Source organism: Undibacterium sp. TJN19, assembly GCF_049339485.1.
In the GTDB taxonomy this organism is placed as follows: Bacteria; Pseudomonadota; Gammaproteobacteria; order Burkholderiales; family Burkholderiaceae_D; genus Undibacterium.
The window spans coordinates 423,357-448,752 of the sequence record NZ_JBMPPL010000001.1 but is presented as its reverse complement, the minus strand read 5'-3'; the positions used below and the strand labels follow the sequence as shown (position 1 = coordinate 448,752).

Here is a 25,396-nt window from a genome sequence, read left to right as displayed (position 1 = left end):
TCCGGGTGCAAGCTTTTTGCTCCGGATCAAATCGTTGCAGGCACTAAGTAAAATGAATTTTTTTGCATTGAATTTTCGCCCGCGCCATGCGCGGGTCATTTTTTTTGTCGCGGCCACACTGTGCGCGGCCAGCAGTCAGGCTGACAGCCTGGATTTTGACAAAGTCTTTAACGACAAGGCAGAACCGGCTCAGGTTTATTTCCAGGCCAGTTACCAATTGGGGGCAGACAAGCACGAGGTGCAAGTCTGGCGTGACCGCCATCAGCACCTCAAACGCCGCACGGACGACGCACTGGAAACCTTCATCTTCAAGCAGCCCAAAGAGCTGGAATGGAGCATGGTTGTACTCGACCTCAAACGCAAGATACGCACCGATATTGACCGTACCAACCTGTACCGCATCGGCCATTTCACCGACTGGTTCAGCATGTCGCATGCGCTCAGCCGGCCTGCTGCTGCGTACCAGTTGACCATGACTGACAAGCCCTTGCTGCAAGAAAAACCGGTGGACAATTGCAACTGGTACAGCCTGACACGCAATAGCACTGAAAGTAAGATTTGCTGGAGCAAAAAGTATCGCCTGCCCTTGTTGATCACCGACAGCGCATCTCAGGTGCAATGGCGTGTCACCAAACTCAGCAGCAAGCCCATGGCGGCATCGACATTCGACATCCATGATGACCACTTCGTGCGCAATAATGCCAACGAAGATATCCATGCTGACTGAATTTGGCTGAATCTCGCTGAGTCTGGCTGAGTCTCGCTGAATCTCGCTTACACTCAGCCCCTGGCTTTCAATGAAAAGCCTTCTCTGTCGCCAGTTGCTCTATCATGGCTGCGATGCGCTTGCTGCGGGTTTCGGGGCGTTTGGCGGTGTGCAGGCGGTGGTAGATGACGAATAAATTCTGGCGGTTCAGCGTGGCATAGAAACGTTTGGCGGCAGGGTTCTTTTTCAGCTCTTTCAAAAAATCATCCGGGATGACCATGTCGGCAGAACCGGCATAGGCCTGTTCCCAGCGGCCATCTTCACGCGCCGCCTGCACGTGGGCGAGGCCAGCGGTTTGCATATGGCCTGCGGCGATCAGGCGTTCGGCATGCTCACTGTTTTTCTTAGACCAGTTCGACCCGGCCCGGCGTGGCGTCAGCCGCTGAAGAAACGAGGCTTCATCCAGCGCCTTGCGCTGCCCGTCTATCCAGCCCCAGGTGATGGCCGCGATGACGCAGTCACTCCAGTCTACGCTGGGCGTGCCGCTGCCTTTCTTGTAGATGCGCACCCACAGTTCCTTGTGGCTGTCATGATGGGTTTTCAGCCACAGGCTGAGATCGGCTGGCGTGGCAAATGACAGGGGTTCAGTAGGGGTCATGTGGGGCGGGCTTATCAGGTTGATGGGCGCGGGTTTCACATACTATGCGGATTGCGTTCAATTTTAAAACCAAAAGGCGCACCACAGAAACACTGCGGTAGGCTTTTTGGTTTTGGGATTGATCTTATCTCACGCTACAGCGGTGTCTTTAAAACCGGAGGCAATGCCGGTTCATCCCACTCAAGCCGCCACGCGGTTTCTGCCGGCGTTTTTGGCTTCGTAGAGTTTGGCGTCGGCGGCGGCGATGAGGCTTTCGCGGGTCTGGGTTTCGTCGGGCACGGTGGAGGCGACGCCGATGCTGAGGGTGACGACGTCGCCTATCTTGGATTCACTGTGCGGGATGGCCATGCTCATCAATACCTGGCACAGGTTTTCGGCCTTGTTGCGTGCGCCTTCGAGTTCGCACTGGGGCATGAGGCAGATGAATTCTTCACCACCGTAACGGGCGACGACATCATGCGGGCGGCCAAAATTGGCCTGCAGGCTGGCGGCGACGGCAGCCAGGCAATGGTCGCCCTGCTGGTGACCATAGTGGTCGTTGTAGAGCTTGAAATAATCGATGTCTATCATCAGCATGGACAGTGCATGGCGGTGGCGCAGGCAGTGACGCCATTCCTTGTCGTAGGAATTATCAAAGCTGCGGCGGTTAGCCAGGCCCGTCAGGGGGTCGGTAAAGACCAGTCTTTGCAACAGGTCGCGTTGCAACTTTAAAGTGATATGGGTCTTGACACGGGCGCGCACGGTGTCGGGGTTGACGGGTTTGCTGATGAAATCCAGGCCACCGGCAGTCAGGGCGCGTGATTCTTCGAGCGCATCATTCTGGGCGGTGACGAAGAGGATGGGGATGTCGCTGGTGCGGTCATCGCGTTTTAACTCGGCGCAGACTTCCAGGCCATCCATTCCGGGCATGATGACATCAAGCAAAATAAGGTCAGGCGGTGTCTGCTGGCAAAATTCAATGGCGCGCGGGCCATTGGTGGCCATGAAGACATCATGGTCTTCAGAAAATATCTGGTACAGGGTCTGGATGTTCAGGGCCTGATCATCCACCACGAGGATGCGTGGCCGTTTCGATAATAATTCCTGATTATTGGTCAGGGACGCCAGATAGCTTAATGTGGGCATAGCAATAAAATGGTAGGGCGGGCAAGAATTGCCTGCTGAATTTGGCAATAGCATAGCATTCACTGACCTGAATGCAATCAAATTGCGCTGATGTTACAACAGGGCTGTGTTTGCGGCGCAGTTTGGGCCTGCGCTGGCAAACTTTGCTCATGAACCAGGGCTGGCGCTCAAGGCGGCAGCGGCGTCTGTAACCTGGATCGGGGCTGTGGCCGGAGTTGAGGCCAGGTCGGTGGCTGGGATTGTGGTCGGGGTTGGGTCATTCACCAGTTCCAGCGCAGCGTGAAAATCCAGCGCCAGCATGGCGGTATCGAGCGCCTGGCGACGGGCAGCGGGCCAGCGGGCAGTAATGGCACCGGTCGTTGCAAGGCCGGGTTTGAGGGTTTGATAGACTTCGCAGGCTTTCATGTTTTGTGTCTGTAGCAGGGCGCTGAATTCGTCAAGTTGCTGCTGGCTGACACTGGCCTGGGCATCATTGCTGTGGCTGGCGGCAACCTGTTCTTCGGCGGCGCTGCGGCTGGCCTGTTCTTGCAGCCAGTGTTGTACAGTGCTGACGGTTTGGGTGAGGCGGGTTTCTGCCAGTGCAAACAGGGGCAAAATGGCCTGGCTGTCTTGCCCGCTGATGGCCATTTCCAGTTCGAGCGCGGTTTCGGCAAAATTTTTGGCGCCCAGCGTACCTATGCTGCCACGCAGGGTGTGCAGGGTGCGGGCGGCCTGGACGGTTTCGCCGGCATCCCAGAATTGCCTGGCTTTGTTGAATTCACTGCGGGCTGTGCCTATCATGTTTTTCATGACGCCAAACAGGGTCTTGACGACAGCGGGGTTACCTTTGGACAGGGAGATGAGCTTATCGGGGTCAAACACGCCGGTGGCTGAGCCAATGTCGGGGCTGGCATCACTGGTATGGGTAATGGCATTAGCGCTGGCGTCTTGCATCGCTGGTACACCCGTCTGGTTGGTTGCGGCATCCACTGAGTTGGCCGGGTTTACTGAATTGACAGCCATGCCGGCTGGCTGCGGCTTTTTGGGCAGGTAACGTGCCAGGGTTTTCAGCAACTGGTCTACATCGATGGGTTTGGCGATGACATCGTTCATGCCGACGTTATGGCAACGTTCGCGTTCAGAATGCATGACACCGGCGGTCATGGCCAGTATGGGCATTTGCAGTGCATGTTCCTTGCGCAAGATTTCAGTGGCAACCCAGCCATCCATGATGGGCATTTGCACATCCATGAGGATCAGGTCAAAGCGGTCAGCATGGGTCTTGAGCATTTCAACGGCTTCGCTGCCGTTGTTGGCCACTTCGAGACTGATGCCGGTTTGTTGCAAAATCTCGCTGGCGACGATCTGGTTGAATTTATTGTCATCGACCAAGAGGACATGGTTGCCAGCAAATACCTGCCCGCTGAGCGTGCCTGCGGCCCTGCCGTGGCTGGCAGGCAGGGTGGCATTGCTATCGCCAAGATTGCTGCGATTGATCCAGGTATTGCCGCTGGTTTTGTTATAGCTGGTTTCTTGCAGCACGTCATACAGGCTGGAACCAGTGACGGGCTTGAGCAGTACGGCATCGGGCATGGGCTGGCTTTTATCCAGCCTGATGTTGCTGCGTTCATAGGGGCTGCTCATGAGCAAGAGGGGGACGGCAGATTCACTTAATATAACGCGCAGGGCGGCCACGGTGGCCAGCCCGTCCAGGCCGGGCATATGCCAGTCGACGAGAATGGCGCTGTAGCCACCGCCCTCTGTCATTTGCTGGCGCACCATGTCGAGCGCCACAGCGCCGGAACCGACGGTATCGGCGCGCCAGCCCCAGGCCTCGATGGTTTTGGCAATGTAGCTGCGGCTGGTGGCATTGTCATCCACCACCAATATGCGGTTGATGCCCAGCTTGGGTTGCAGGCTGTGGATGTCGGTCGTGCCATCGGCCAGGGCAATGGCGATGTCGGCATCGCTGACGGGGGCGGCGATCTGCATCATCACCTCAACACAAAATTCGGTACCCTGGCCTTCGGTACTGGTGACGCTGATGTTGCCCCCCATCAGGTCGACAAAGCGTTTTGAAATCGCCAGCCCGAGGCCGGTGCCACCAAAGCGGCGCGAGGTAGACGCATCGGCCTGTTCAAAGGCATTGAACAGGCGGCCTATCTGTTCTGGCGACATGCCTATGCCGGTATCACGCACGATGAACTGTATCGGCAGATTACCTGCCCTGTCTGTTGCTGCGACTGGCGTGGCTACGCTGGTTTTTTTCAGCTGCACCAGCATGGACACCTCGCCACTTTCGGTAAACTTGATGGCATTGCCGATCAGGTTGATGAGCACCTGTTGCAATCGCAGCGCATCGCCGACCAGTTCACGCGGCACATCGGCATCAATGCCCAGCGACAGTTCCAGCTTTTTTTCACCGGCATTGACTGACATCATATTGGCCAGGGCGCTCAGGATGTCTTTCAGGTAAAACCGCGTTGGCGATAATTCAATACGGCCCGCCTCTATCTTGGAAATATCGAGGATGTCATTCAATATGCTGAGCAGCGACTGGCCTGACGAACGTATCATTTCCAGGTAATTGCGCTGGCTGTGGTTCAGCTCGGTCTTGCTGAGCAGATAACTCATGCCCAGCACGGCGTTCATGGGGGTGCGGATTTCATGGCTCATGTTGGCCAAAAATTCAGACTTGGTGCGGCTGGCCAGTTCGGCTTCTTCCTTGGCGGTGATGAGCGATGCCTCAAGCAGCTTGTGGCGGCTGATGTCGGTGGCAACCCCCAGAAAGCCGTCGATCTCGTTTTTTTCATTGCGCACGGCGCTGACCATCACGGTCACCGGCACATGCTCGCCGCTGCTGGTGAGATAAGTCCAGGGCTGAGCTTCGAGTATGCCCATGCGTGCCTTGGCGACAAACACTTCAAAGCCTTTGACAGGGTAACCGAGTTCTTCTGTGAGGGCGACGGCACGCTGATGTACTTCTTCACGCAGGTGGATGATGACGGGTGGCTGCCGGTTGACGATGTCTTCTGCACGATAGCCCAGCAGGCGCTCTGCGCCCTTGCTGAACAACTGGACATTGCCTTCGATGTCGGTAGCGATGATGGCAAATTCGCTGGCGGCTTCAAAGATGCTGGTCAACCTGGCCTGGGCGCGGGTTTCTTTCAACTGTGCCTGCTTTATCGGCGTGACATCGCTGACAAAGGTATAAAAACCGCGCACTTCGCCGTTGAAGGCATGCGGTATATACGACACCAGCGCATGTTTTTGTTCACCCGTGGTATCAATGATGACACGTTCAAACATCTGCGCTTCGCCGCGCAGGGCGGCTTCGATATGCGGCAGGTTGTTCTGGTAACGTTCTTCACCCACCAGCTCGCGCATGTGTTTGCCTGGCATGCTGGTTTCGTCAATGCCAAACCATTTCTGGTAAGCCCCGTTGGCAAAGTGGTTGACGCCATCCCTGTCCCAGTAACCTATCATGGCCTGCATATGGTCGATGACGGTTTGCAGGGCAGCCTGGCTGTTGGATAAATCCACCGCAAACTGCATGCGCTCGGCCTCCTTGATCTTGCCTTCGTTCATGCTGGCCGACAGCAGCATGGCGGGAATGGCCGTGATCAGCACTGGCAGGTAGACCAGCAAAATCCGCCAGTTTTCAGCGATGATGACGGTCCCTACCTGGCCAAAGGCAATCACCAGCGCTACGCCGGTTATGGTCAGCGTAATGAGAACGTGCGCTTCTTCAAAACTGAGTTTTTGTATCGCAAAGGTCAAAATTACCAGCACATATACAAAAGGGAAGGGCAGGTATTCCAGCGTCAGCACCGCCACCAGCACTGACGGCAGGGCAAAGCGGATAAAATACCCCCACCGGATGTGCTTGAACAAACTCTGCTGCCCGGGGCGCAAAATCAGTTTCATCAGCGGGAACATCAACACCAGACCCAGCGCCGCACCGACATACCAGGTCGGGAATATCTTTTCAAAACTGCCCAGCCCCGCCCACGAGGCAATCGCCGCCCCCAGCGTGGCGCTGACACCGCAGGGCCAGAAGATGCCCAGCATGATCAGCTTGAGTAGCTGGTTGCTGGATTTGTCGAAATCCCTTGCCAGGTCATAGGTTTTGATGACATACGTCACCAGGACGATCTCAATAGCATTGGCGACGCAAAACAGCAGCGACATCAGCGGCCCGCTGCCAAACAGCAGGTTGGCGAAAAAATTGGCCAGCATGGCACCGGCAAACAAGGGCACGCAGGTTTTCAATGGTTGTTCGCTCATATACGCCACGACGATGGCGTTGGCAAACCAGATGACGGCGACGTTTTCTGCATGCCGTGACAGGGCGATGCCGACCAGTGCCAGCGCAAAATACAGCAGCGTGGACACAGCGACAGTTTTAGCTGGTGAGCCAGGTGCCGGCGGGGCGCTCATTGTGCTCAGTCTCCCGAAGAGGTGACGCTGATAGGGCGATATGCTGAACGTAACCGCCGCAAAACAATGGCCGTTACACACAGTGTCATATCTTTAGTCTACCCGATAACCACAGCGTATTGATACAGCAGCAGTGCGGGTTTTGTTACAGCTTGTTAATAATAATTACTATGTTGATAATAGCAGATGTTGGTTTTGGGAAGATGAATTTACTCATAGAGAGCCAACACCAGTGCGGTAACAATCCAGAAACGCCCCTTCGCTTTTAATCACACCAGCGCTGATTTCTGCGGCTGTCCACATCTCGCCACAGGTATCGTCAATAACACCGTCAAGCACGCCGATGAGATGCATGGCGATGGCCGCCGCATCTGCCACGCTACGGTCACCGACAGACCGGCGTAATTCAATGATCCAGGATGAGCTGGGCAGGGCATTATGCAGACCATCGAGCAGGCCATTATGCAGACCATTCAGCAGATTTTTCAGTTGCCTGATGCTGTCTGGCTCATATTCATCAAGAAGATCATGGTAAGGATAAAGGGTGAGCGTGTAGGCGACATGATCGGGATAATGCCAGCTTGCCGCCGCCCCGGCAGGCGCAGCCAGTTGAGAAATCAATGTTGCCACCGAATCGTGATCGGCTGTACGGAAATGGATGATGATGCTTTCTGCCATTGTGAATTATTCAGCAGTAGAGGTTAGCGGGGTTCAATGACGGTGTTTGCAATTTACCATGAAAGATGATGGCTGCATAGGTAGGTTTGTTGTCAAGATATTATCATTTTCCCGACGTGTCAATATGCCTGGACATGGCTGGCACTTGCCAGCTTGACCAGCAATAGGACACTTCTAGCATTCGCCTCTCTCCCCACGCTGTTGATCAACAAATCAGCAAAAATGTGTGCCGAATCAGCAAGGACTCGCCTTGTCTGCCTTCTATACTTTCCCCTGACCAGATCCAGCAATGCGCTGGTAAAAAAGGCTTTAAAAGACTTTAAAAAGACTTTAACGGTCATGCCATCACATCGGGAGGGGCGACAGTGCGTACAAGATTATTGCTCATGAAAGCGATGCTGGCGGCTGCTTTTTTGTCTACGGTACATGCCAGGGTATGGGCCGACAATGTGGCGGCTGACGACATCGTGCTGGGGCAATCAGCCCCTTTGACGGGCAGTTTCAGTGAGCTGGGCAAGGCTTATCGCGATGGCGCCTTGCTGTATTTTGAAAAGATAAACCGCCAGGGCGGTGTCAATGGCCGTGCCATCAAACTGATGACCTTTGATGATGTGTATGTACCGAAGCAGGCTGAAGAAAATACCCGCAAGCTCATCACGCAATATCATGTGCTGGCGCTGTTCGGGCATATGTTCACCAACACCGTCAAAGTGTCTTTGCCCATTGCCACGGCAGCGCAGGTGCCGTATGTGGCGCCCTATGCGGGCAATGATGAATTGTATGCGACCGTCAACCCGTATCTGTTCATGACACGTGCCAGTTTTTCTGCCGAGCTTGATACCCTGATCAAACAATTTTCTGTCATGGGTTTGAAGCGGGTGGCACTGATACGCTATGACAGTTCTTCAGGTGCTGCGCTGGAAAAAGAACTGGCAGGCAAGGTGCAGGTGCTGAAACTGACGCCGCTGGTGAGCACGGTGATTTCTTTGCAGTCCAGTGATTTTTCCAAGAACATCAGTGTGCTGGCACAGGCGCGCCCGGATGCGGTGGTGCTGGGCGTGTCGGGAAAAGATGCGGTGCAGTTTATCCAGCAATTCAACAAGGCCGCGCTGGTCAAGCCCATACAATACTTTGCCCGCAGCCTGATCGCCGGGCACCAACTGGTGGCTGAGCTGGGTGAAGAAAGTCGTGGCCTGGTCTTGTCGCAGGTGGTGCCATCGCCCTTCAATGGCAAGACCCAGATCGCCCGCGAATACCAGGCTACGCTCAACACCACGACCACACCTGCATTGAAGACCACACCCAGCCATATTTCGCTGGAAGGTTTTATCGCTGCCAAGGTCATGACAGAAGCGCTGAAACGTACCGGCAACAAACTGACCAGACCAGCCTTGCTGGCCGCGCTGGAATCCATGCATGACTGGAATGTTGGTGATTTCCCGCTCAGCTTTTCTGCTGGCAAGCACAATGGCTCAGGCTTTGTGACGGTGACCGTGATTGGTTCTGGCGGGCATTTCATTGAATGAGGCGATGTCTTTGCTTTGTCAGACGCAAAGCGACTTATCCAACCGGACCGCCACTCTGGCCAATGTCTGCCAGCAAGCCATTCCAGATTTTATCGGCGATGGCATTGTTACTGCCGCGCAGGCGGCACAGGCAGATGTCGAAGCTGACGCGCATGCTGGCATCGCCGACGATCATCAGCTTGCCCTGCTTCCAGTCGTCCTGTATCAGGCGCTGGGGCAACCAGGCCAGGCCGGTACCGCGCTTGGCCATTTCCAGTATCGATTCATACGAATCCGCCTGGAACACGGTTTGCAAGGCCAGCTTGCGCGGCAATTCAGACAGGTGCCTGGCCAGCACGCCGCGCAAGGTGAGGGAGGTCGAATACGCCAGCCACGGCGTCGGCGCATTGCCTGACACCGAGATGCGAAATTTTGGCCGCCCCTGTGCGTCTGGCGCGCTGACAGGCACCAGCACTTCGCGCTCCAGTGCCATGGTTTCAAATTGTCGCGGGTCCAGCAGCAGGCGTGTGGCCGGGCTGGAATAGCTGACCACCAGATCAACATCTCCAGCCGATAAATGCTTGATGGCTTCTTGCGCACCGCTGGTGGTGATGGAAGCAGAAAACGGCCCGTAGCGGCGGTTCACCGATTCGTACCAGTCAGGGAAAAAAGTATTGGCCAGCGTGCGGCCAGTGGCTATTCTGAGGGTGTTGTCCTGGCGGTAAGCGGTATCCTGCACCTGTGCCCTGGTGGCGTTCAGCACATCCAGCGTGTGGATGGCGGCATCCAGAAAAAGCAGGCCTGCCGGCGTCAGCGATACCGGCTGCTGGCGTTCTACCAGGCTGGCACCGACCCATTCTTCCAGCGCGCGTATGCGTCGCCCAAAGGCAGGGTGGGTCACAAAGCGGTTTTCAGCCGCCCGCGAAAAGCTGCGCGTGCGCGCCAGTTCGACAAAATCTTCCAGCCATGTCAGTTGCATGTTGATGCCCTCTTGGTAGCAATCGCTTATGGCAGGTTGATGGTGAGCTTATTTGGCTTACTTGCCTTTGTAGATTCCCGCTTCCAATATCATATCGCCGCTGCGCACGAAATAGGTTGCTTTCTTTTCCAATTCCTTGGTTTCGGGATTATTGTAGCGATAATCCACCCATCCCTTGCCCTTGGTTTTGGCAACATCGATGATTTCTTTCCTGTAGAATTTACCGTCTGCGTCTGCAAAGACCACCATGTTCTTGCCTACCACACGCGGGTTCATGGGATGCGCGATGGTGGTGCCATCCATCGCACGCAGGGCAAGATAGACATCGCCTTTGATGAAGGCCGGGTTTTTGTTATTGACTTCTTTGATCAGGGCGTCTTTGCCGTGGGCATCGACATAAGCCAGCCCTTTGTTGACAATGGCGATGGCGTCTTCTGGTGTATCTGCAGCAAAGGCAGGGGTCATCAAACCCAGCAGCAAGGACAGGGCAAACAGCTTAAGCGTCTTGAAAGTTTTCATGATTTTTTCCTTAAAAGTGCAATGGATGACTGGTGCAGAGGAGGGCAAGGCAGGCTTCAAGCGGCGCTTTAGCATCCAGCCCAATCTCAAAGCCCGGTCAGCGTTTCCTTAAAAATAGTGACGCACGCCCACGTTCAATACCTTGTCCGTCGCGCCACCGGTCAGCACCTTGTATTTGGCCGCACCATCATTGCGGATCTGCCCATAACTGGTATACAGCGCCGTGCGTTTTGACAGGTCATGGATATAGCCTATTGCCACTTGCGTTGCATCTGCATTCGCCACTGCCTTGTCGGTCTTGCGGATGTAGGAGAACACCACAGTACCCGCTTCGCCTGCCTTGGCACGTGCGCCCAGCAGCAAGTCACGCTGATCAAGCGGGCTGGTGGTGCCGAGTATCACGCCTTTTTCCCAGCCGTAGGCGGCGTACAGAGTGGCCCAGTCGATTTGCACATTGCCACCTATCAGGGTCATCTTGGTGGCATTGGTGTCAGTTGCGTTCCTGATGTTTTGATGCGTGATGACGACATCCACAGGCCCGGCCTGGTAACCGGCAAAGCCAGCAAGGGTGCGGTTGGCGCTGTTGTTGCCCGCCACTTCACCGGCACCATATTGCAATTCACCCCGCAGGCCATTGGCGGCATAGCTATACGTCAGCAGGTTGTCGGTACGGCTGCCGTTAAAGCTGATCAGGCGGGAAGAATCCCCCGCCATGCCGATGCGAAAGGGATCAAACGTCGCATTGTTGGCATACACAGGGTTGACCTGGCGGCCCATGCGCACCGCACCAAACGCACCGGTGAGGCCAACAAATGCCTGGCGGTTGAACAGCCTGGCCGCATCTGACTGCGCACCGGTATCGACATTGAAGCCGCTTTCGAGCAGGAAGATGGCGTTAAGACCATTACCCAGGTCTTCTGTCCCTTTAAAACCCAGGCGGCTGCTGTTCAAAATGCCGCTGTCCATGCGGGTGACGGTGGTGCTGCCATTGTTTTCATACACGATGCCAGCGTCAACCACGCCATACACGGTGACATTCGATTGTGCCTGCGCCAGGCCAGTAGTTGCCATGACTGACATGACTGACATGGCAGACAGCAAAGTGGCGATGCTCAAGAGTGGGGTTTTCATGATAAGTCCTTGCAAGGTTTTGATGGAAGAAACGGGTAAATCAATCAGGTAAAAAATCAGGTATGTTCATCGATGTTTGCCGGGCTATACGCTAGGAGCTTTGCCAGCCGCATGACGGTGACATTGGGCCCCAGGTGCCGCAGTGAAGGCTGGACGATGACGCAATCGTCATAGGGCGTAACGATGTCTGTGCCATTGTCTGTGGCTATCGTGGTACCGGCAGTTTTGATCAGTTCCAGCCCACGGAAATCGCGGCTGAATGCAAAGTCCATGGTCTTGGCGACGACCGGTTGCGTGACTTGCAAAAAGCGCTGTGTGACCGGGTAAGCCAGTTTCAAAAAATGCGATAGCTGCATGATGTCCATGACACCGGTGGCTGCCAGAAAACGGCTGGCCGTATCCAGCGCTACATCGCGGCTACGCGCAGAAAAATGCTGGCCGGTTTCTACCAGCAAGGCATTCCTGGGGCTGTTGACATCGCCAAAGCCGCCATAGTCACGCATGCGCTTGCCGTTCGGGTGACCTGCATCTGCAATCACATTGGTCGGCACGCCAATCTGCGCGGCAAAGCGCAAGCCTTTTTCCAGCGGGCCGCTCATCATCAGCGGTGGAGATTCTTCATGCATGGAATGGATGTCGAGCAGGTAATCGACGCTGTCGATGAGGGGGCGCAGCGCGCGGGCACGACGTAGTTCCACGCTATCGCCCTTGCCATCCAGCCTGGCTGCTGACCAGACACGGTTCATGTCTTCATCAATGTAGCGGGTCGCATCCGGGTTGTTGATGTCAAACTTCAGGTAGGCATCGACATTGGCAAAGCCCAGCGTGATGCGGCCCTGCAAAGGCTTGGGCCGCATCTGCAACAGGGCATCGACAGCAATTGCGCCGCTTACTTCATTGCCATGCGTGAGCGCCATCACCATCACATGCGGGCCAGCGATGCCGCTGTCGAAAGTGTGGATGTAATCGACGCCGGTATTACTTTTCTGCCATCTGGAAATGTCAGGGAAATCGACCTCGATAGGATACACAGGTAATCCGGCACGAATCTGATCCAGGGTTTTCATGTAAATAATTCCAAAAAAAAGACAAAGGGTGACCCAGCCTGCCAGGCAGGAGAGCGGTAAAAATGAGAGGGAATAAGTGAGGTGAGTGTTAGCTTTGCGGTCTGCGTTTCATACGCTGGGCCAGCGCCAGCACGGCGATGACACTGATGGCCGATGTCGCCATGACATAAAAACTGGGTGCCATCTTGTTGTCAGTGGCAGAGATCATCCAGGTCACCAGCAGTGGCGCAAAACCGCCAAAGATGGTGACAGAGAAGTTATAGCTCAAGGCCAGGCCAGTACCACGTGATGTGGTCGGGAAAATATCTGACAGCATTGCCGGTATCGGGCCCAGACAGGCAGCGATCAACAGGCCGACCAGAAACTGTACGGCGATCAGCGTCGTCACCGTTGGCCAGGTATTCAATATCAAAAACAGCGGGTAAGACGTCAGGCCGATCAGCATCAGCGCAATCGACAATACACGGAAGCGGCCAAAGCGGTCAGACATCGCGCCAAAGATAGGGGCGGTAATCATCAGCACCACGCCCGTGATCATCGCGCCCAAAAATGAAGACGTGGCGGGTATGTGCAATTGCTTCAGGGCGTAAGTGGGCATGTACAGTTTGTGCACATAATTGAATGCCGTCGCACCCGACACCACACCTATGCCCAGCAGCAGGTTGGTGGTTTCATGCAGCAGCACGGTGCGCAGGGGCGAGCGTTCAGCCTTGATGGCTTTTACTTTTTTGAACTCTGGTGTTTCATCAATCTGGTTGCGTATATACAGCCCCACTGGCCCCACCAATAAACCAAAGGCAAAGGCCAGACGCCAGCCCCAGTCGCTCAGTTGCGCATCCGTCAGCGTGTAGCTGAGCAGCGCACTGATACCGGCAGCCAGCACCGTCGCCAGACCCTGGGTAGACAACTGCCAGCTGGCGAAAAAGCCACGGCGTTTGCCGTCAGCATGTTCCACCATATAAGCCGTGGCAGCACCAAATTCACCCCCGGTAGAAAAGCCCTGCAACATGCGTGCAACGATAATGATGATGGGCGAAGCAATGCCAATCTGCGCATAGGTGGGCGCAAAGGCGATCATGCCTGTGCCTATCATCATGATGGTGATCGACAAGGTCAGCGAAGGTTTGCGCCCCGCACGGTCCGCATATGACCCCAGCATGATGGCACCCAGCGGGCGCATGACGAAGGAAATACCAAAGGTGCCGACGCTGAGCAGCAAAGACGTGGTTTCACTGTCTGCCGGAAAAAACAGCTTGCCAATGATGATGGCGAAATAGCCATAGATCAGCAGGTCATAAAATTCCAGCGCATTGCCGATACTGGCGGCGCAGATTTCTTTCCACGGCTGGCGCGCGGCGGTGTTGTGGGGTTCAACAGCAAGGGTTTGCAGTTGTGCTGACATATACAGACTCCGGTATTTTTATCAGGTCTCATCAGTATGGGCGAGATACTTCGAAACACTTTGAATAATTTCAAAAAAACTTGCGGGCTTCCACATCAATATCAGTATCAACATCAGTATCAACATCAGTATCAACATCAGTATCAACATCAGTATCAACATCAGTATCAACATCAGTATCAACATCAGTATCAACATCAGTATCAACATCAGTATCAACATCAGTATCAACATCTGGCATCTGGTGTGAAGCGCGGGCAAATTTCTCTGGGCTTAAGCGAGTATAGTTTTGCGTCAAATTTGCCTCTGTGCCGTTTCGGCACGACCTCGTGCTTTCTGATGCGGCAGAGGTTTTTGGGACTATGTGAAGCAATGTAAAAACTGCTGATGGCAGGCTCAGCTATAGAGTGAAAGCGGGGCACAGAAAATGAAGGCCGGAGAAAATTCCGATGTAAGAAAGCAATGATATGGCGCTTGAATAAAGCTGTGGCAAAATGCGGGGACTGTCTTTTTTACGCCAAAGCAGCACGTCAATGTCGCTAGCTGCGGTAATGACCATGATTTCAACAATAAAAATCAGCCATGCACCAAATCGAAAACCTGAATCAACTCCTCTTCTTGCAATGGAATGCCACTGACGGTACACCGCAAGCCATGATCAGCATCGCCATTTTTATTGCTGATGCCCTCATCTTTTTGCTGCCCCTGTTATTGCTGGCCTTCTGGTTATGGGGCGGTGCAGACAGACGCAGGCTGGCCTTGCAGTCAGTGCTGGTGTGCCTGCTGGCGCTGGGCCTGGGGCAACTGGTGACCTTGTTGTGGCAACACCCACGCCCGTTCATGATCGGTGTCGGGCACACCTGGACGATGCATGCCGCAGATGCGTCTTTCCCCAGTGACCACGGCACGGTGTTCGCCAGCATTGCGCTATGTTTTCTCATCGCAGGCGAAAGCCTGTGGGGCTGCCTGCTGGCCATAACAGGTGTCGCCGTAGCATGCTCACGTATTTTTCTGGGCGTGCATTTCCCGTTTGATATGGTGGGTGCGGTGCTGGTGGCTTTACTGGCCTATGCGCTGATGATGCCCCTGTGGGCTAAGTGGGGAATCACAGTGATGGCTGTGGCTGAGCGCTTTTACCACCTGGTGCTGGCCTGGCCGATTGCGCGCGGGTGGGTACGGCGCTAAGGGGTGAATGATGTGGGATGCAAGAAATTTTTCAGAGCTCTATAAACCGGAGAAAGAATGGGTGACCTGGTACAAGCTGACAAAAAACTATCGCTGAAATCCGACTTTATTGCTGCGGCCATCATTGTTTTTCTGCTGGCGCAGCGGCATGCGGGTTTCATGCTGGTATTTGTCATGCTCTTATCACTGCCTTTCCTGATTTTTAATCTCTTCGTGATGATGAAAAATCCGGGTCGCAGGCGCTTCCTGAGGAACAAGATCTTGCTGTGGATTGTAGCCTTTGGCTGCATCATTACCTGGCACAGCTATCTGTACGTTTCCAGTCGGAAGACTGCCAATGAAGTCATCAGCCTGGTGCAACAATACATTGCAAAGAACGGCCATTGTCCGGCAGACATTGCAGTCCTGGGTTTGTCAGAGGACTGGCTGAAAAACAGACTAGGTCTTTCTCACTATTACTGCAAAGACGGGGAGCCGCACTTTTATTACGCGACTACCTATCTGGTTTTTGAAACCGAGCAGTACGACTTCAAGAACAATGTTTGGTGGCATAGGGGGAGTTGAGCATACCAAATTGATGAATTTGCTAATCAGTTTTATCAGGCATGTGGATAGCCAGCAGCCGGTCACTGCAGGCTTAACAAAGGGTTCATTCCAGAGTTCTTAGCAATGCGCCGCATGTGTGCAGCGTGCGCAGCCATCTATTTTTGCCAGGGAGATTTGAACGCTGTGCTGCACTACGATTCAAAAATAAAAACTGCCAGCAAGATCATTCCAGACAGTCTGGCTCAGGTGCTGCAAGATTTCTTCGGCGATAGGGAGGGCAAAGCTGTCCTGGAACCACACTACAACCAGACCTGATGCGTAGCATGATGAGCCAATTGTCGGCCTAAGAGATAAAAACGGCCTACGCATAAGATGGACGGCAACTGTGCAGGTATCCCAAAAGGATAGACAGAACCGTCGCTCTTATAGTCGATAGGTACTTCGACTGGTTTTACCAGATAGGGGCTGACATCATATATTTGAGTTGATATGAACACTTATCTTAAATACATGCAATAATACTATTAAATTAAGTGTCATATTCTTTTTTTCGTATCCGTCGTACTCAACCGGAAACCAAGGTTGAGTTCAGCATCACACGTTCAATTTCTGATAGGGTTCCTGCATGAAACCGAGATGGCAACCGATTCCTCTTCCGGGCGACATCGCTCCTTATGGCGATTCCGCCTTGCAACCCTACCTCGACAAAGGGAATGCCGTCGTTTTTGCTGGTGGACCTTCGGGTCTGTCACTCGTCAAGGTGAATGCGAATCCCACCCTCATGACGTCGATTCCAGCTCAGTCGCGCATCACTGGATTCGCCGTGCACTCGGGCGAACTTTTCTTGCAGGATGGGCCTGTACTGAGCCGATGGGAGCTTATCAACGGCACCTGCATGGCCGCCATCAACTTGCTCAATCCCAAGCTTTCATGGAAGCCTGCTGATGGTCCGGTGAACTGGGGCAAGCTACACGTGCTCGATACCGCGCAGAGCGAAAAGAAACTCGCACTGGTGCGTGCGCGCCGCAAGGCCGAATGGCTCACGCTGCTTGAAAACTGCGAAGCACTCCAGCACGATACCTCCGCAACCCGCACGCCTGACATACAGACAAAGCTGCTCGCAATGATCGCCGACCTGGGGCAACTCGTCGGTGCCAACCGCGGCCAGATCCGTGCCCAACTGGCAACAGCCGAGGACGCCGCGGCACAGATGATTTTCTCGGCCCCGGTGGTGCGCACTCACCAAGTCGCAGCGAAGGCTGGCGCATTGGTCTACGCGATCGGACGTGACGGAACTATTCATCCGCTTGACGACAAGCTGCAACGCATGGGAACCGTCCGCCACGACAACAGCGCACGGCCCGCACTTGCGATGATAGAGTCAGAAACCGAAGCCCATAGTGACGAATTCGCGTGTCAACTTTTCTACGTGACTGGCGAAGGTCTGGTGCGTGAGATTGAAGGCCATTCATTGCCGCCCGCGGTCAAAGGCAAATGGCCAGCGCGCGGGCGCTCGAGTCTGCAGCCCGGCATCAGGCCGCGCATAGACTCAGGCCTGCTTTGGGGAAACGATGCGCAGGAGACCGGGGTGTTCGCGCTGCCCATTGATGAACAAGGCTCAGCATCAAGAATCAAGCTTGCGCAGGGCGAAGACTGGCGCTGGCTGGAACTGCCAAAAGAAGGGCAGCTCGCGCTCGTCTGCACCGATACATCCTCACGCCTGATTTCGTTCGCCAAGAACAATGTGACTGCTGAACGATGGGGCGCACGCAAAGACCTGGCGCCACACTACAGCAGTTTCCTCGAAACCAAGAACAGGCCTCTCATGGTCGCTGAATTCGACCGCGAACCACGCCAGCCTGGTAGCGGCCTGGGCTTCAGGGTACTGGTTGCAAACAACGTGGACGCGGCAGACCAAAGGGCGGTCGCCTGGTATCCACCACCACCAGAAAGTATCCGCAATGGCACACTGGAAGCGTTTTCCCCGACAGCCAAGCCGCCAGTGAGCATACGTACGCAGGTGACGATTTCCATGATCGATGCGTACATGATTGCGCGGGACAGCAGCACACGCGAGCAGTTGCTTGCGCTGCTGGCAGACGGCGAGGCGTCCTGGAGCGTGCACAAGGAAAAAATCCTGCAACCCTACGCAGATGCCGCCGCGGCAGGCGCTGCATTAGGCGAACTGCCGCTGCCACCAATGATTGGCAAACATGCTCTCTATTCCTACCAGGTAGGTGCAGCTGTCACCAGCGAAGATGCAGAAAACGCACGCAAGGTACTGCAGCGCATGCGCGACCTCGCAAGTCCGATAATCGTGCGTATTATCTACTCATCCTCGCAGGAGGCCTGGGGCGGCACTGAAGTCAACCACAGTTCGCACCCTCTGGCGAACGAGCGCGTAGAACTTCAATTTAGCGATGGCGACCGCATAAGCGCAACCACCGATGCAAATGGCGACGTCGCCCTCCCGTTCTCGCGGCTGGGATCCACCGTCACATCCGCCTCTGCCTCTTCCCGGGCGGTCGACTCCAGAGCAAGATCCTTGCCCACCGTTCTCAAAGGCCGAACAGGCAACGAGATCGTTATTCATTACGTTAAACCGCTTGATACAGGCGGCGGCCGTTTTCCGAGGAAACCTGCATGACCACTACTATTGCTGCACTCCCCACACCCGAACGCCTTGGTGAACTATGGCGTTTCGATGGCTTTGGCACACTCTCGCCGCAGCAACCCCTGGTTGTCGCAGGTGACAGGCTACTCGGTGTTGCAGGAAGCACACTGTTCGCGATCGACATCTTTCGTGGCAAGGAACCCCTGCCCGATGCGCAGGTCGCCGAGCCGGGTTTTCCGTACACGTTCAAGTCGCATTATGGTGATGACCCTTATCTCGTCGCGGCAGCGGGCGTCGTGTATTTCATGGATGGTGAAGAACTTACCGCATTGCGCCTGGCTGATGGTCAACCATTGAAGAAGCGCAATAAGAAAGGCGACTGGGAGCTCTGGGAAGCACCGCGGCTCTCGCAGGTCAGCGGTCTGGTCGCCGCAAAAGACAAAATCATCGCCGTGCACATCGGCGATTCGGGTAATACAGAAGTTTCCGGTTTCGTGGCCGTCAATGGCGAGCCTGTGTTCGGCCCTCTGGTCATCAGTGACCTGAGTCCTGGCACTGTAAGCTATGGCGAAGGTGCAGTATTTTTCGTGGCAGACGGTAAGCTTCACGCAGTCAACGTAGATTTTGGCGATGACCGGTTCAAATACACGAAAGGCGGAATTTCGTCAGAGCCCCTACATGCAAACGTGAAGCCCTGCGTTGCCCGGGACGTCGTCATCGCTGCCGGCACATCGTTGCATTTCTTCGATGTCAAGACAGGTGCTGAGGTGTTTTCGGCGATTAAGCCAAAGAACGCAAATGATGTATGGTTGTCACCAGTGCTGGCTGAAAAAGCAGGCCTGTTCATCGCAAGCAATAGCAGCGAAGTGATTGCAGTACGCACCAAGGATGGCACGGTAGCCTGGCGCACCACGCTCAACAAGCCCGGCCTGCCATCGCTACTTGCCGGCCGCGTCATGGTAACAACCGACAACCGCAGGATGCTCTCGACGCTGCTATTGTCTACCGGCGAGGTAGAACGCCGTATGGAACTTCCCGAGATAGCGGGTGATCATTCGCCCGTCGTCGCGAATGACACGGTGTTTATTCCTGATGTTGGTGGCTCGGTCGAAGCGCGGCCTTTTGCGCGCCAGCATGCGGCACTGTTTGACGGCATCAGTTCCTACATTGACGTAGAGGCAGACGGCAAGCAGTTCGACTTTGGCATGGACGACTTCAGCATCGAAGCGTGGATACGTTCCAGCGAAGGTGGCGAGATCGTCTCCAGTCACGTCACAGAGGCTGGCTCGAAAGAACATGGTTTTCGCTTGAACCTTGGCGAAAATGGTGAATTGCGCGTTGCGATCGTCGATGCAACAGCGAAGCGGGTACATGCAGGCCGCACGCGCGAAACACACGCCAACGATGGCGAGTGGCATCACATCGCACTGATCCGGCGTGATCAGACACTGCTCGCGCTGCTTGATGGTAAATCGCTGGACGTCTTCTTCCGCGACGATTCGCAGGCAGGCCTCTCTATCGGTGGCAAGAGCGCGCTCACTATCGGTGCGGCACGGCCGTCAGCAGGTGGACAGGCAGAACAGCACTTCAACGGCCTGATCCGCGAATTGCGTATCTGGGACCGCGCACTCGACGTCGCTACCGTACAAAACAACCGCCATGTGGCGCTCACCGGCAACGAACCGCGCCTGAAAGGCCTGTGGACACTGTCGGAAAAACATCTTCCCGGCAAAGAAACGCCAGTAGTAAATGCTGTCGCAAGACACGCCAGCAAAGCAACTTTCAAAAATGCGGCCTCGACACCCACCGACCTCACACTCGACAATGCCGGCTTCCCGTATCTGCTGCATGAAGTGCAGAGTCACTGGCCTTATGCCGGCACCTGGGCTGCACGCGGCCAGCAACCGGTAGATACAGCGGCAGCGCTGACAGGCGGTGCAATTGCGTTTGGCACGAGCAACGCGCTATACGGAGTTCGTCGCGCGGATGGACGCCGGATCTGGCAGATTGATATGCCAGGTGCAGCTTCGGCACCAGTGGCAGACTCAGGTCGCTTTTTCGTGTTGACCAGCGATGATGGTCTTATCGGTGTGAATGCAGTGAGCGGTGAATATGCACGCATCGATTCGTTCGCCGGTTTCATGAAGCCGACCAACGCGCAGCTCGCCGCGCCAGCCGTCACACAGACACATCTTGCGGCAGGAACGCCTGCGGGCGAGATTCGTATCGTCGACCGGCTCGCTGTCCCTGTCGGGGTTCGCAATATTTCTGTATCGGCTGCGGTACGTCAGTTGACTCTCGGCGACAAACACCTGTTCGCCTTATGTGGTTCACCGGGCGCACTCAAGATGGTCAGCATCGATCTGGCAAGCGGAAACCAGGCGAGCACGACAGTAAGCGCAGATGCCTACGCAGCGAGCCGCGAATGGTTGTTCTGCGTGCGCGATGCCAAACTCACACGTGTTGCGGCCGATAATGCTGGTGTGGTTCTGCAGGCAAACGCTGCCATTAATGGCGCGATAAGCGGGATCGCCGCAAGGCTGGACCGCGACCTCGTTGTCGTGGGTACCGACAAAGGCGAGGTCTACGGATTTGCCATCTCTGACCTGGCGCTACGCTGGAGCGTGAAGCTGCCAGCAAGTCATACACTCAAAACGCATGAAGCTCATTCGGTTTACGCGCCGGTGTTCGACGCCGCCGGACGTGTTTGCTGCACAACAAGCGCGGGAACGATTGCCATTCTCGATCCTGTAACAGGCGCGCGTGTTGGTCTGTATTTCAATGACCAGGGCATTGTAACGCCTGCTGCATTTTCCGCCGCCACGGCTTACTATGGCTGCGCCGACGCGGTAGGTGCTGACGCTTTCCGGGACGGCGCGCTGCACAGCGTCGTCTTCGGCGACACCATGGTGCTGCGACTCGGGCTCAATGAACTGGGCATGCCTTCCAAGGCAGAACCCTACGCCATGGTCGATATTCCAGCGGTCGATGCTGCGAAACACACCCTGCATTTGATGGACCCTTCGTTCAGTTGCATCGAAGCCTGGGTCAACGTGCCGGATGCGCAAGTAGATTCCAAACGGCGGCCTGGTGGTGGTGTGCTGGGCATTTGCCCGACACAAAACGGCGAGTTTGACGTCAATCTCGAAATCGATGAAGACGGTACGTTGCACTACCACGCACGCTCCCTGCAACGCGGCAAGTGGAAAATGCTGAAGCTGAGTGCAGATGCCAAACTGAATGACGGTACCTGGCATCACATCGCTGTCTCGCGCTCGACCGAGCAATCGGCAATCATCTATATCGACGGCGTGGCCGTGCCAAATTTGACCAGCACCCTGGTCGAGGAAGCACCCGCGCACACCTCACCGGGCCTGAAAGCCTTCATTGGCGCAGCAGCAGGCGCAAATCTCGACGCGGTGCGCCCTTTCTGCGGCATGATTGCGGATGTACGTGTTTGGGACACCTATCTTAAGCCTGCGGAAATTGCGGCACGTATGCACGTAAAACTGCGCGGCAGCGAGCCTGACCTGCTGGCCTTCTGGAACTTCGACCGTCAGAACGTCAATGATGCGGGTGTCGACCATCACCACGGCACGGTCGTCGGCGCGGGCCAGGACCCGGTCTGGTGGTTGTCGGATCTGGCTTTCGAGAAACCATCGTATCCCTATGTCTCGACCCAGGCGAGCATATTACGCAATGTCGCTGGCGAGCCCAAGACCTACCAGATGACTTGCAAGGTGCACCGTGCCGACGGCAGCGGCATGGCTGGGCAAGCGATGAACCTCTGGTATGTGCGTAATCGTGACGACCAGCCTGAATCGATTCTCTTCAATTCAGACGGCATCACCGGCTCGCGGTCAGCAGAGGAACCTGAACCAGGCGTAACTTCGCCAGATGGCAAGCAGCGGGTATTCTCGGCGACCACGGGCAACGACGGAACTATTTCCTTCTTCGTGACGCCCTCACGCGTGGATCACACGCCAGCCATTGATCTGCGCGCCGGTTTCATGGCGAGTCATGAGCGCTTCCACGTCAACGTCCTGATGGACGAACAGATGCTGGTACCAGCAACACCACCCACACTCAGCGTGCAAAGCAAGCTGATCCAGGACTATGCCTATACCAGTGGCAACAAGATCGACGAGAGCCGCGATCGCTCGACCTGGAGAACAGTAATTCGCGTCACCAACCCTGACGGCACGGTCGTGATCGGTGAACCAGTATCCTTGTGGGGTGACGAGCAAACCACCGTGCAGGTTGTGGGCCGCTCGTATGCGATCAACAAAGAGAACAGTGCAGAGCTCACGACCGACAGCCAGGGCGAAGTCATCATCATCTCTGATGCATCAGCATTGACCGCGCCCATCCTGATGGCGCGGGCTGGCTTCATGCACAGGAATGACCGGGTAGTGATCGCGGCCGATCAGGAGTTGCATCGCAAACTTGCCAACGTGCGCGGTTCCGACTTCATGGAAAAGCGCACCACACGCTGGAAACCAGGCATGAAGGAAGGCGATGGTGAAACCTTGCTCGCGCCGGACTATGCGCCGCATGCAGACAAGGTGGCCAATGCAATCAAGACTGTAATGGCATCGGCAAAACCAGTTGATCCGGCTGCGTCCAAGGAGCCGCGCGGCGATGCGCATATGCTGCGTTCAAAGGCACGCAAGCAGGCCAAGCGAAATCTGCATGGTGCTGAAAGAGCACTTTTTGATGCGCAGCCTATGCGTCAACCACAGCGCCCTGCGGGCAGCGACCGCGTCGCGACCTTCCGCACCATGACCCACGTGCCTATGCAGCAGGCGCTCAATCCCGAAGCGACCCGTGCAGCGCTCAACTCCAATCTTGGATTTGTGTTTGAAGCCGTCAACGACCCGCACGGCAATCAGGGTCTGCGCTTTGAGATGCTTGAAACGCAGGCAGAGGTAGACGAAGAACGCGGCGAGGCAACTCCTGAACGCGTGTTGCTGCGCGGCTTTTTCGGCGATCTGTGGGAGGGTATCAAGGATGTGGCAACGGATATCTATGAAGGTGCCGTGAAAATCGTGGTATCCATCGCCGATACCGTCGAACTCGCGATCACCAAGATGGTCGATGGCGTGCTGAGCGTGGTCCATACCGTCGTTAATTCGGTGGTCGAGGCGGCGAATGCCGTCGCGGGCTTCTTCGAGCAAATCGGTGTGATGATCATGAAAGCGATCGAGTTCCTGCGCGCCCTCTTCAACTGGAAGGCGATTATCCAAGCAAAGAACATCATCAAAGGTGTCATCGAGCTGAGTCTTGACGCCACCAAGCGCGCCATGTCTCCCGCAAAAATTGAGGCTGCATTTCTGCCTCTCATTGACGCGATTGCGGTCAAACCGAAGATGAGGAACGAGAGTGTGAATGGAGTAGCGGCTAGCGCAGGAGAGTCCGACTCGCCAGTTCTCAATGAGTCGCGAGGTGTGCAGGGGCAGATGGTGATACAAAAGTCGCGGGAAAACCCGGTCACTGGCGTGACTTCAGCCGCGCCAGCTATAGCCGTCAGTAGCGAAAGTCCTTTCGACGATCTGATCAACAGCATTCCATCGCTGATTTCCGGCTTGCTCGACACATCGCTTTCCGAAATGTTAGACAAACTTCTCGCTGTCCTGAAGAAAGGCGCAGAGACGAGCATCCGGCTGATGATCAAGGAGCTCACTGCAGTGAGCGGCGCGCTGATCGAAGGACTGGACTGGATCATGAAGATTCTGAAAACGGAAATCCGGATTCCATTCCTCAGCGATTTGTACAGATGGATCACAGGTTCAGAACTATCACTCCTCGATCTGGTCTGTCTCGGCCTTGCTGTGCCAGTGCATATAGCACATCTGGTCGTCACGACGCTGTCAGGCCGGATGAGCACTTTTGCGGAAGACAACAAGGGTCTCGTTGAGAGCATGAAGCGTGCCGAACAGGGCAAGGCACCGCGCACCTTACGCAAGACTACAGATTCTCTACAACTGTCCAGCGCACCCAAAGTACCAAATGAAATGGACACGTCCAGCGAAACTTTAATCATCGTGCTGCGCTCGATCAATCTCATCTCCGGCCTGGCATCCGACGCTCTCTTCACCAAGAGCGTGAGCTCAGGCGGTATCGGCGCGGCGTCACAGGCCGAAGCACGTGTGCGCGGAATGATGAAAGTGCTAAAAGGTGCGACCGGAATAGCCGCTTCCTGTTTGCAGACTCTCACGTGGACGCCAGCATTCAACGACCGAATGAAGAGCGGACTGAGCGCTGAAGCTTGGGAGATTGTCGAACCTAAAGAGTGGATGACGTATAGTGTTTTCAGCGTACTGGCCCTGGGGGACCTAATCACGTTGGTCGGCGGTGCCATACAAATCGTGAGGCCGCCTGCCCCTCAGCAATTGAGCGAGCTAGGCGGCGGGATCGCTGGTAGTTGGCTCGACCAGAAAGAAGCTAAGATTGCCAAGTTCGCGCCTATTGGATGCATCGTCCTGCTTACCCTACGGATTATAATTTACGGTCGAGCGATGATGGTTCTTGATCAGGATGAGGCAGACGAGAATCTCAAGATGCAAACGCGTTTGTATTTTGTCCGGGACGTCTCCATGCTCGTGGCGCGCATGCCCTGGTTCATGTTCACCCAGACAGGCGCGAACTGGTTCCGTCAGTCGACTGGCGGTGCCGCGACGGGAATCTACACAGTAGTGACTGGCGTGCGCGCGTTGGCAAGCGGTACTGCGCTGGTAACGCACAGTTTGGCTAGCTTGAAATACGGTAAATAGGCTTAGGTGAGTGCTGGTTTCCAGGCGGTTTCCTTTTCTTGATGGGGAAACCGCCGCCGGGTGACGCGGAGTGCCTATGCCATTCCCCA

The 25,396-nt window shown here is 55.4% G+C and carries 17 protein-coding genes; 6 read left to right on the top strand and 11 right to left on the bottom strand.

What is annotated here, in order from left to right; genetic code table 11:
• The first annotated feature begins 52 nt into the window (after nucleotides 1-52).
• Complete coding sequence (locus tag ACO0LH_RS02030; RefSeq protein WP_422939376.1) at nucleotides 53-727, top strand: hypothetical protein; 675 nt, start codon at nucleotides 53-55, stop codon at nucleotides 725-727.
• 67 nt (nucleotides 728-794) lie between these two features.
• Here ACO0LH_RS02030 and ACO0LH_RS02025 read toward each other — a convergent pair whose 3' ends face one another.
• The 5 genes from ACO0LH_RS02025 to ACO0LH_RS02005 form a co-directional block, all read right to left on the bottom strand.
• Nucleotides 795-1,364: a YdeI/OmpD-associated family protein gene (locus ACO0LH_RS02025; RefSeq protein ID WP_422939375.1), complete on the bottom strand. Its 570-nt coding sequence runs from the start codon at nucleotides 1,362-1,364 to the stop codon at nucleotides 795-797.
• Between the two features lie 180 nt (nucleotides 1,365-1,544).
• The gene (locus tag ACO0LH_RS02020; protein ID WP_422939374.1) at nucleotides 1,545-2,489 is read right to left on the bottom strand and encodes a GGDEF domain-containing response regulator; all 945 of its coding nucleotides are present in this window, start codon (nucleotides 2,487-2,489) and stop codon (nucleotides 1,545-1,547) included.
• Nucleotides 2,490-2,636: 147 nt separating this feature from the next.
• The gene (locus ACO0LH_RS02015; RefSeq protein WP_422939373.1) at nucleotides 2,637-6,908 is read right to left on the bottom strand and encodes a response regulator; all 4,272 of its coding nucleotides are present in this window, start codon (nucleotides 6,906-6,908) and stop codon (nucleotides 2,637-2,639) included.
• A gap of 213 nt (nucleotides 6,909-7,121) precedes the next feature.
• Nucleotides 7,122-7,586, bottom strand: a complete 465-nt coding sequence (locus ACO0LH_RS02010; protein ID WP_422939372.1) for a hypothetical protein — start codon at nucleotides 7,584-7,586, stop codon at nucleotides 7,122-7,124.
• A gap of 119 nt (nucleotides 7,587-7,705) precedes the next feature.
• Nucleotides 7,706-7,927: a hypothetical protein gene (locus tag ACO0LH_RS02005; protein ID WP_422939371.1), complete on the bottom strand. Its 222-nt coding sequence runs from the start codon at nucleotides 7,925-7,927 to the stop codon at nucleotides 7,706-7,708.
• Between the two features lie 24 nt (nucleotides 7,928-7,951).
• Between ACO0LH_RS02005 and ACO0LH_RS02000 the strand changes: the two genes are divergently transcribed.
• Nucleotides 7,952-9,112 carry an ABC transporter substrate-binding protein gene (locus tag ACO0LH_RS02000; protein ID WP_422939370.1) on the top strand — a complete coding sequence of 387 codons (1,161 nt, stop codon included), beginning with the start codon at nucleotides 7,952-7,954 and terminating at the stop codon, nucleotides 9,110-9,112.
• Nucleotides 9,113-9,146: 34 nt separating this feature from the next.
• Here ACO0LH_RS02000 and ACO0LH_RS01995 read toward each other — a convergent pair whose 3' ends face one another.
• The 6 genes from ACO0LH_RS01995 to ACO0LH_RS01970 all read right to left on the bottom strand — a co-directional run bounded on the left by ACO0LH_RS01995 (nucleotide 9,147) and on the right by ACO0LH_RS01970 (nucleotide 14,487).
• Nucleotides 9,147-10,070: a LysR family transcriptional regulator gene (locus ACO0LH_RS01995; RefSeq protein ID WP_422939369.1), complete on the bottom strand. Its 924-nt coding sequence runs from the start codon at nucleotides 10,068-10,070 to the stop codon at nucleotides 9,147-9,149.
• 57 nt (nucleotides 10,071-10,127) lie between these two features.
• Nucleotides 10,128-10,589, bottom strand: a complete 462-nt coding sequence (locus ACO0LH_RS01990) for a cache domain-containing protein (RefSeq protein ID WP_422939368.1) — start codon at nucleotides 10,587-10,589, stop codon at nucleotides 10,128-10,130.
• Nucleotides 10,590-10,697: 108 nt separating this feature from the next.
• Entirely contained in the window at nucleotides 10,698-11,720 is a 1,023-nt protein-coding gene (locus ACO0LH_RS01985) for a porin (protein ID WP_422939367.1), read from the bottom strand.
• 56 nt (nucleotides 11,721-11,776) lie between these two features.
• Complete coding sequence (locus tag ACO0LH_RS01980) at nucleotides 11,777-12,787, bottom strand: M14 family metallopeptidase (RefSeq protein ID WP_422939366.1); 1,011 nt, start codon at nucleotides 12,785-12,787, stop codon at nucleotides 11,777-11,779.
• Nucleotides 12,788-12,875: 88 nt separating this feature from the next.
• The gene (locus ACO0LH_RS01975) at nucleotides 12,876-14,189 is read right to left on the bottom strand and encodes an MFS transporter (protein WP_422939365.1); all 1,314 of its coding nucleotides are present in this window, start codon (nucleotides 14,187-14,189) and stop codon (nucleotides 12,876-12,878) included.
• 70 nt (nucleotides 14,190-14,259) lie between these two features.
• Nucleotides 14,260-14,487: a hypothetical protein gene (locus tag ACO0LH_RS01970; protein WP_422939364.1), complete on the bottom strand. Its 228-nt coding sequence runs from the start codon at nucleotides 14,485-14,487 to the stop codon at nucleotides 14,260-14,262.
• Between the two features lie 284 nt (nucleotides 14,488-14,771).
• Between ACO0LH_RS01970 and ACO0LH_RS01965 the strand changes: the two genes are divergently transcribed.
• The 4 genes from ACO0LH_RS01965 to ACO0LH_RS01950 all read left to right on the top strand — a co-directional run bounded on the left by ACO0LH_RS01965 (nucleotide 14,772) and on the right by ACO0LH_RS01950 (nucleotide 25,307).
• Entirely contained in the window at nucleotides 14,772-15,374 is a 603-nt protein-coding gene (locus ACO0LH_RS01965; protein WP_422939363.1) for a phosphatase PAP2 family protein, read from the top strand.
• Nucleotides 15,375-15,431: 57 nt separating this feature from the next.
• A complete protein-coding gene (locus ACO0LH_RS01960; RefSeq protein WP_422939362.1) occupies nucleotides 15,432-15,938 on the top strand; it encodes a hypothetical protein in 507 nt (168 codons plus the stop codon).
• Nucleotides 15,939-16,545: 607 nt separating this feature from the next.
• Nucleotides 16,546-18,567 carry a hypothetical protein gene (locus ACO0LH_RS01955; protein WP_422939361.1) on the top strand — a complete coding sequence of 674 codons (2,022 nt, stop codon included), beginning with the start codon at nucleotides 16,546-16,548 and terminating at the stop codon, nucleotides 18,565-18,567.
• The gene (locus ACO0LH_RS01950; protein WP_422939360.1) at nucleotides 18,564-25,307 is read left to right on the top strand and encodes a LamG-like jellyroll fold domain-containing protein; all 6,744 of its coding nucleotides are present in this window, start codon (nucleotides 18,564-18,566) and stop codon (nucleotides 25,305-25,307) included. The genes ACO0LH_RS01955 and ACO0LH_RS01950 overlap by 4 nt, the downstream gene beginning before the upstream one ends.
• The last annotated feature ends 89 nt before the right edge of the window (nucleotides 25,308-25,396 follow it).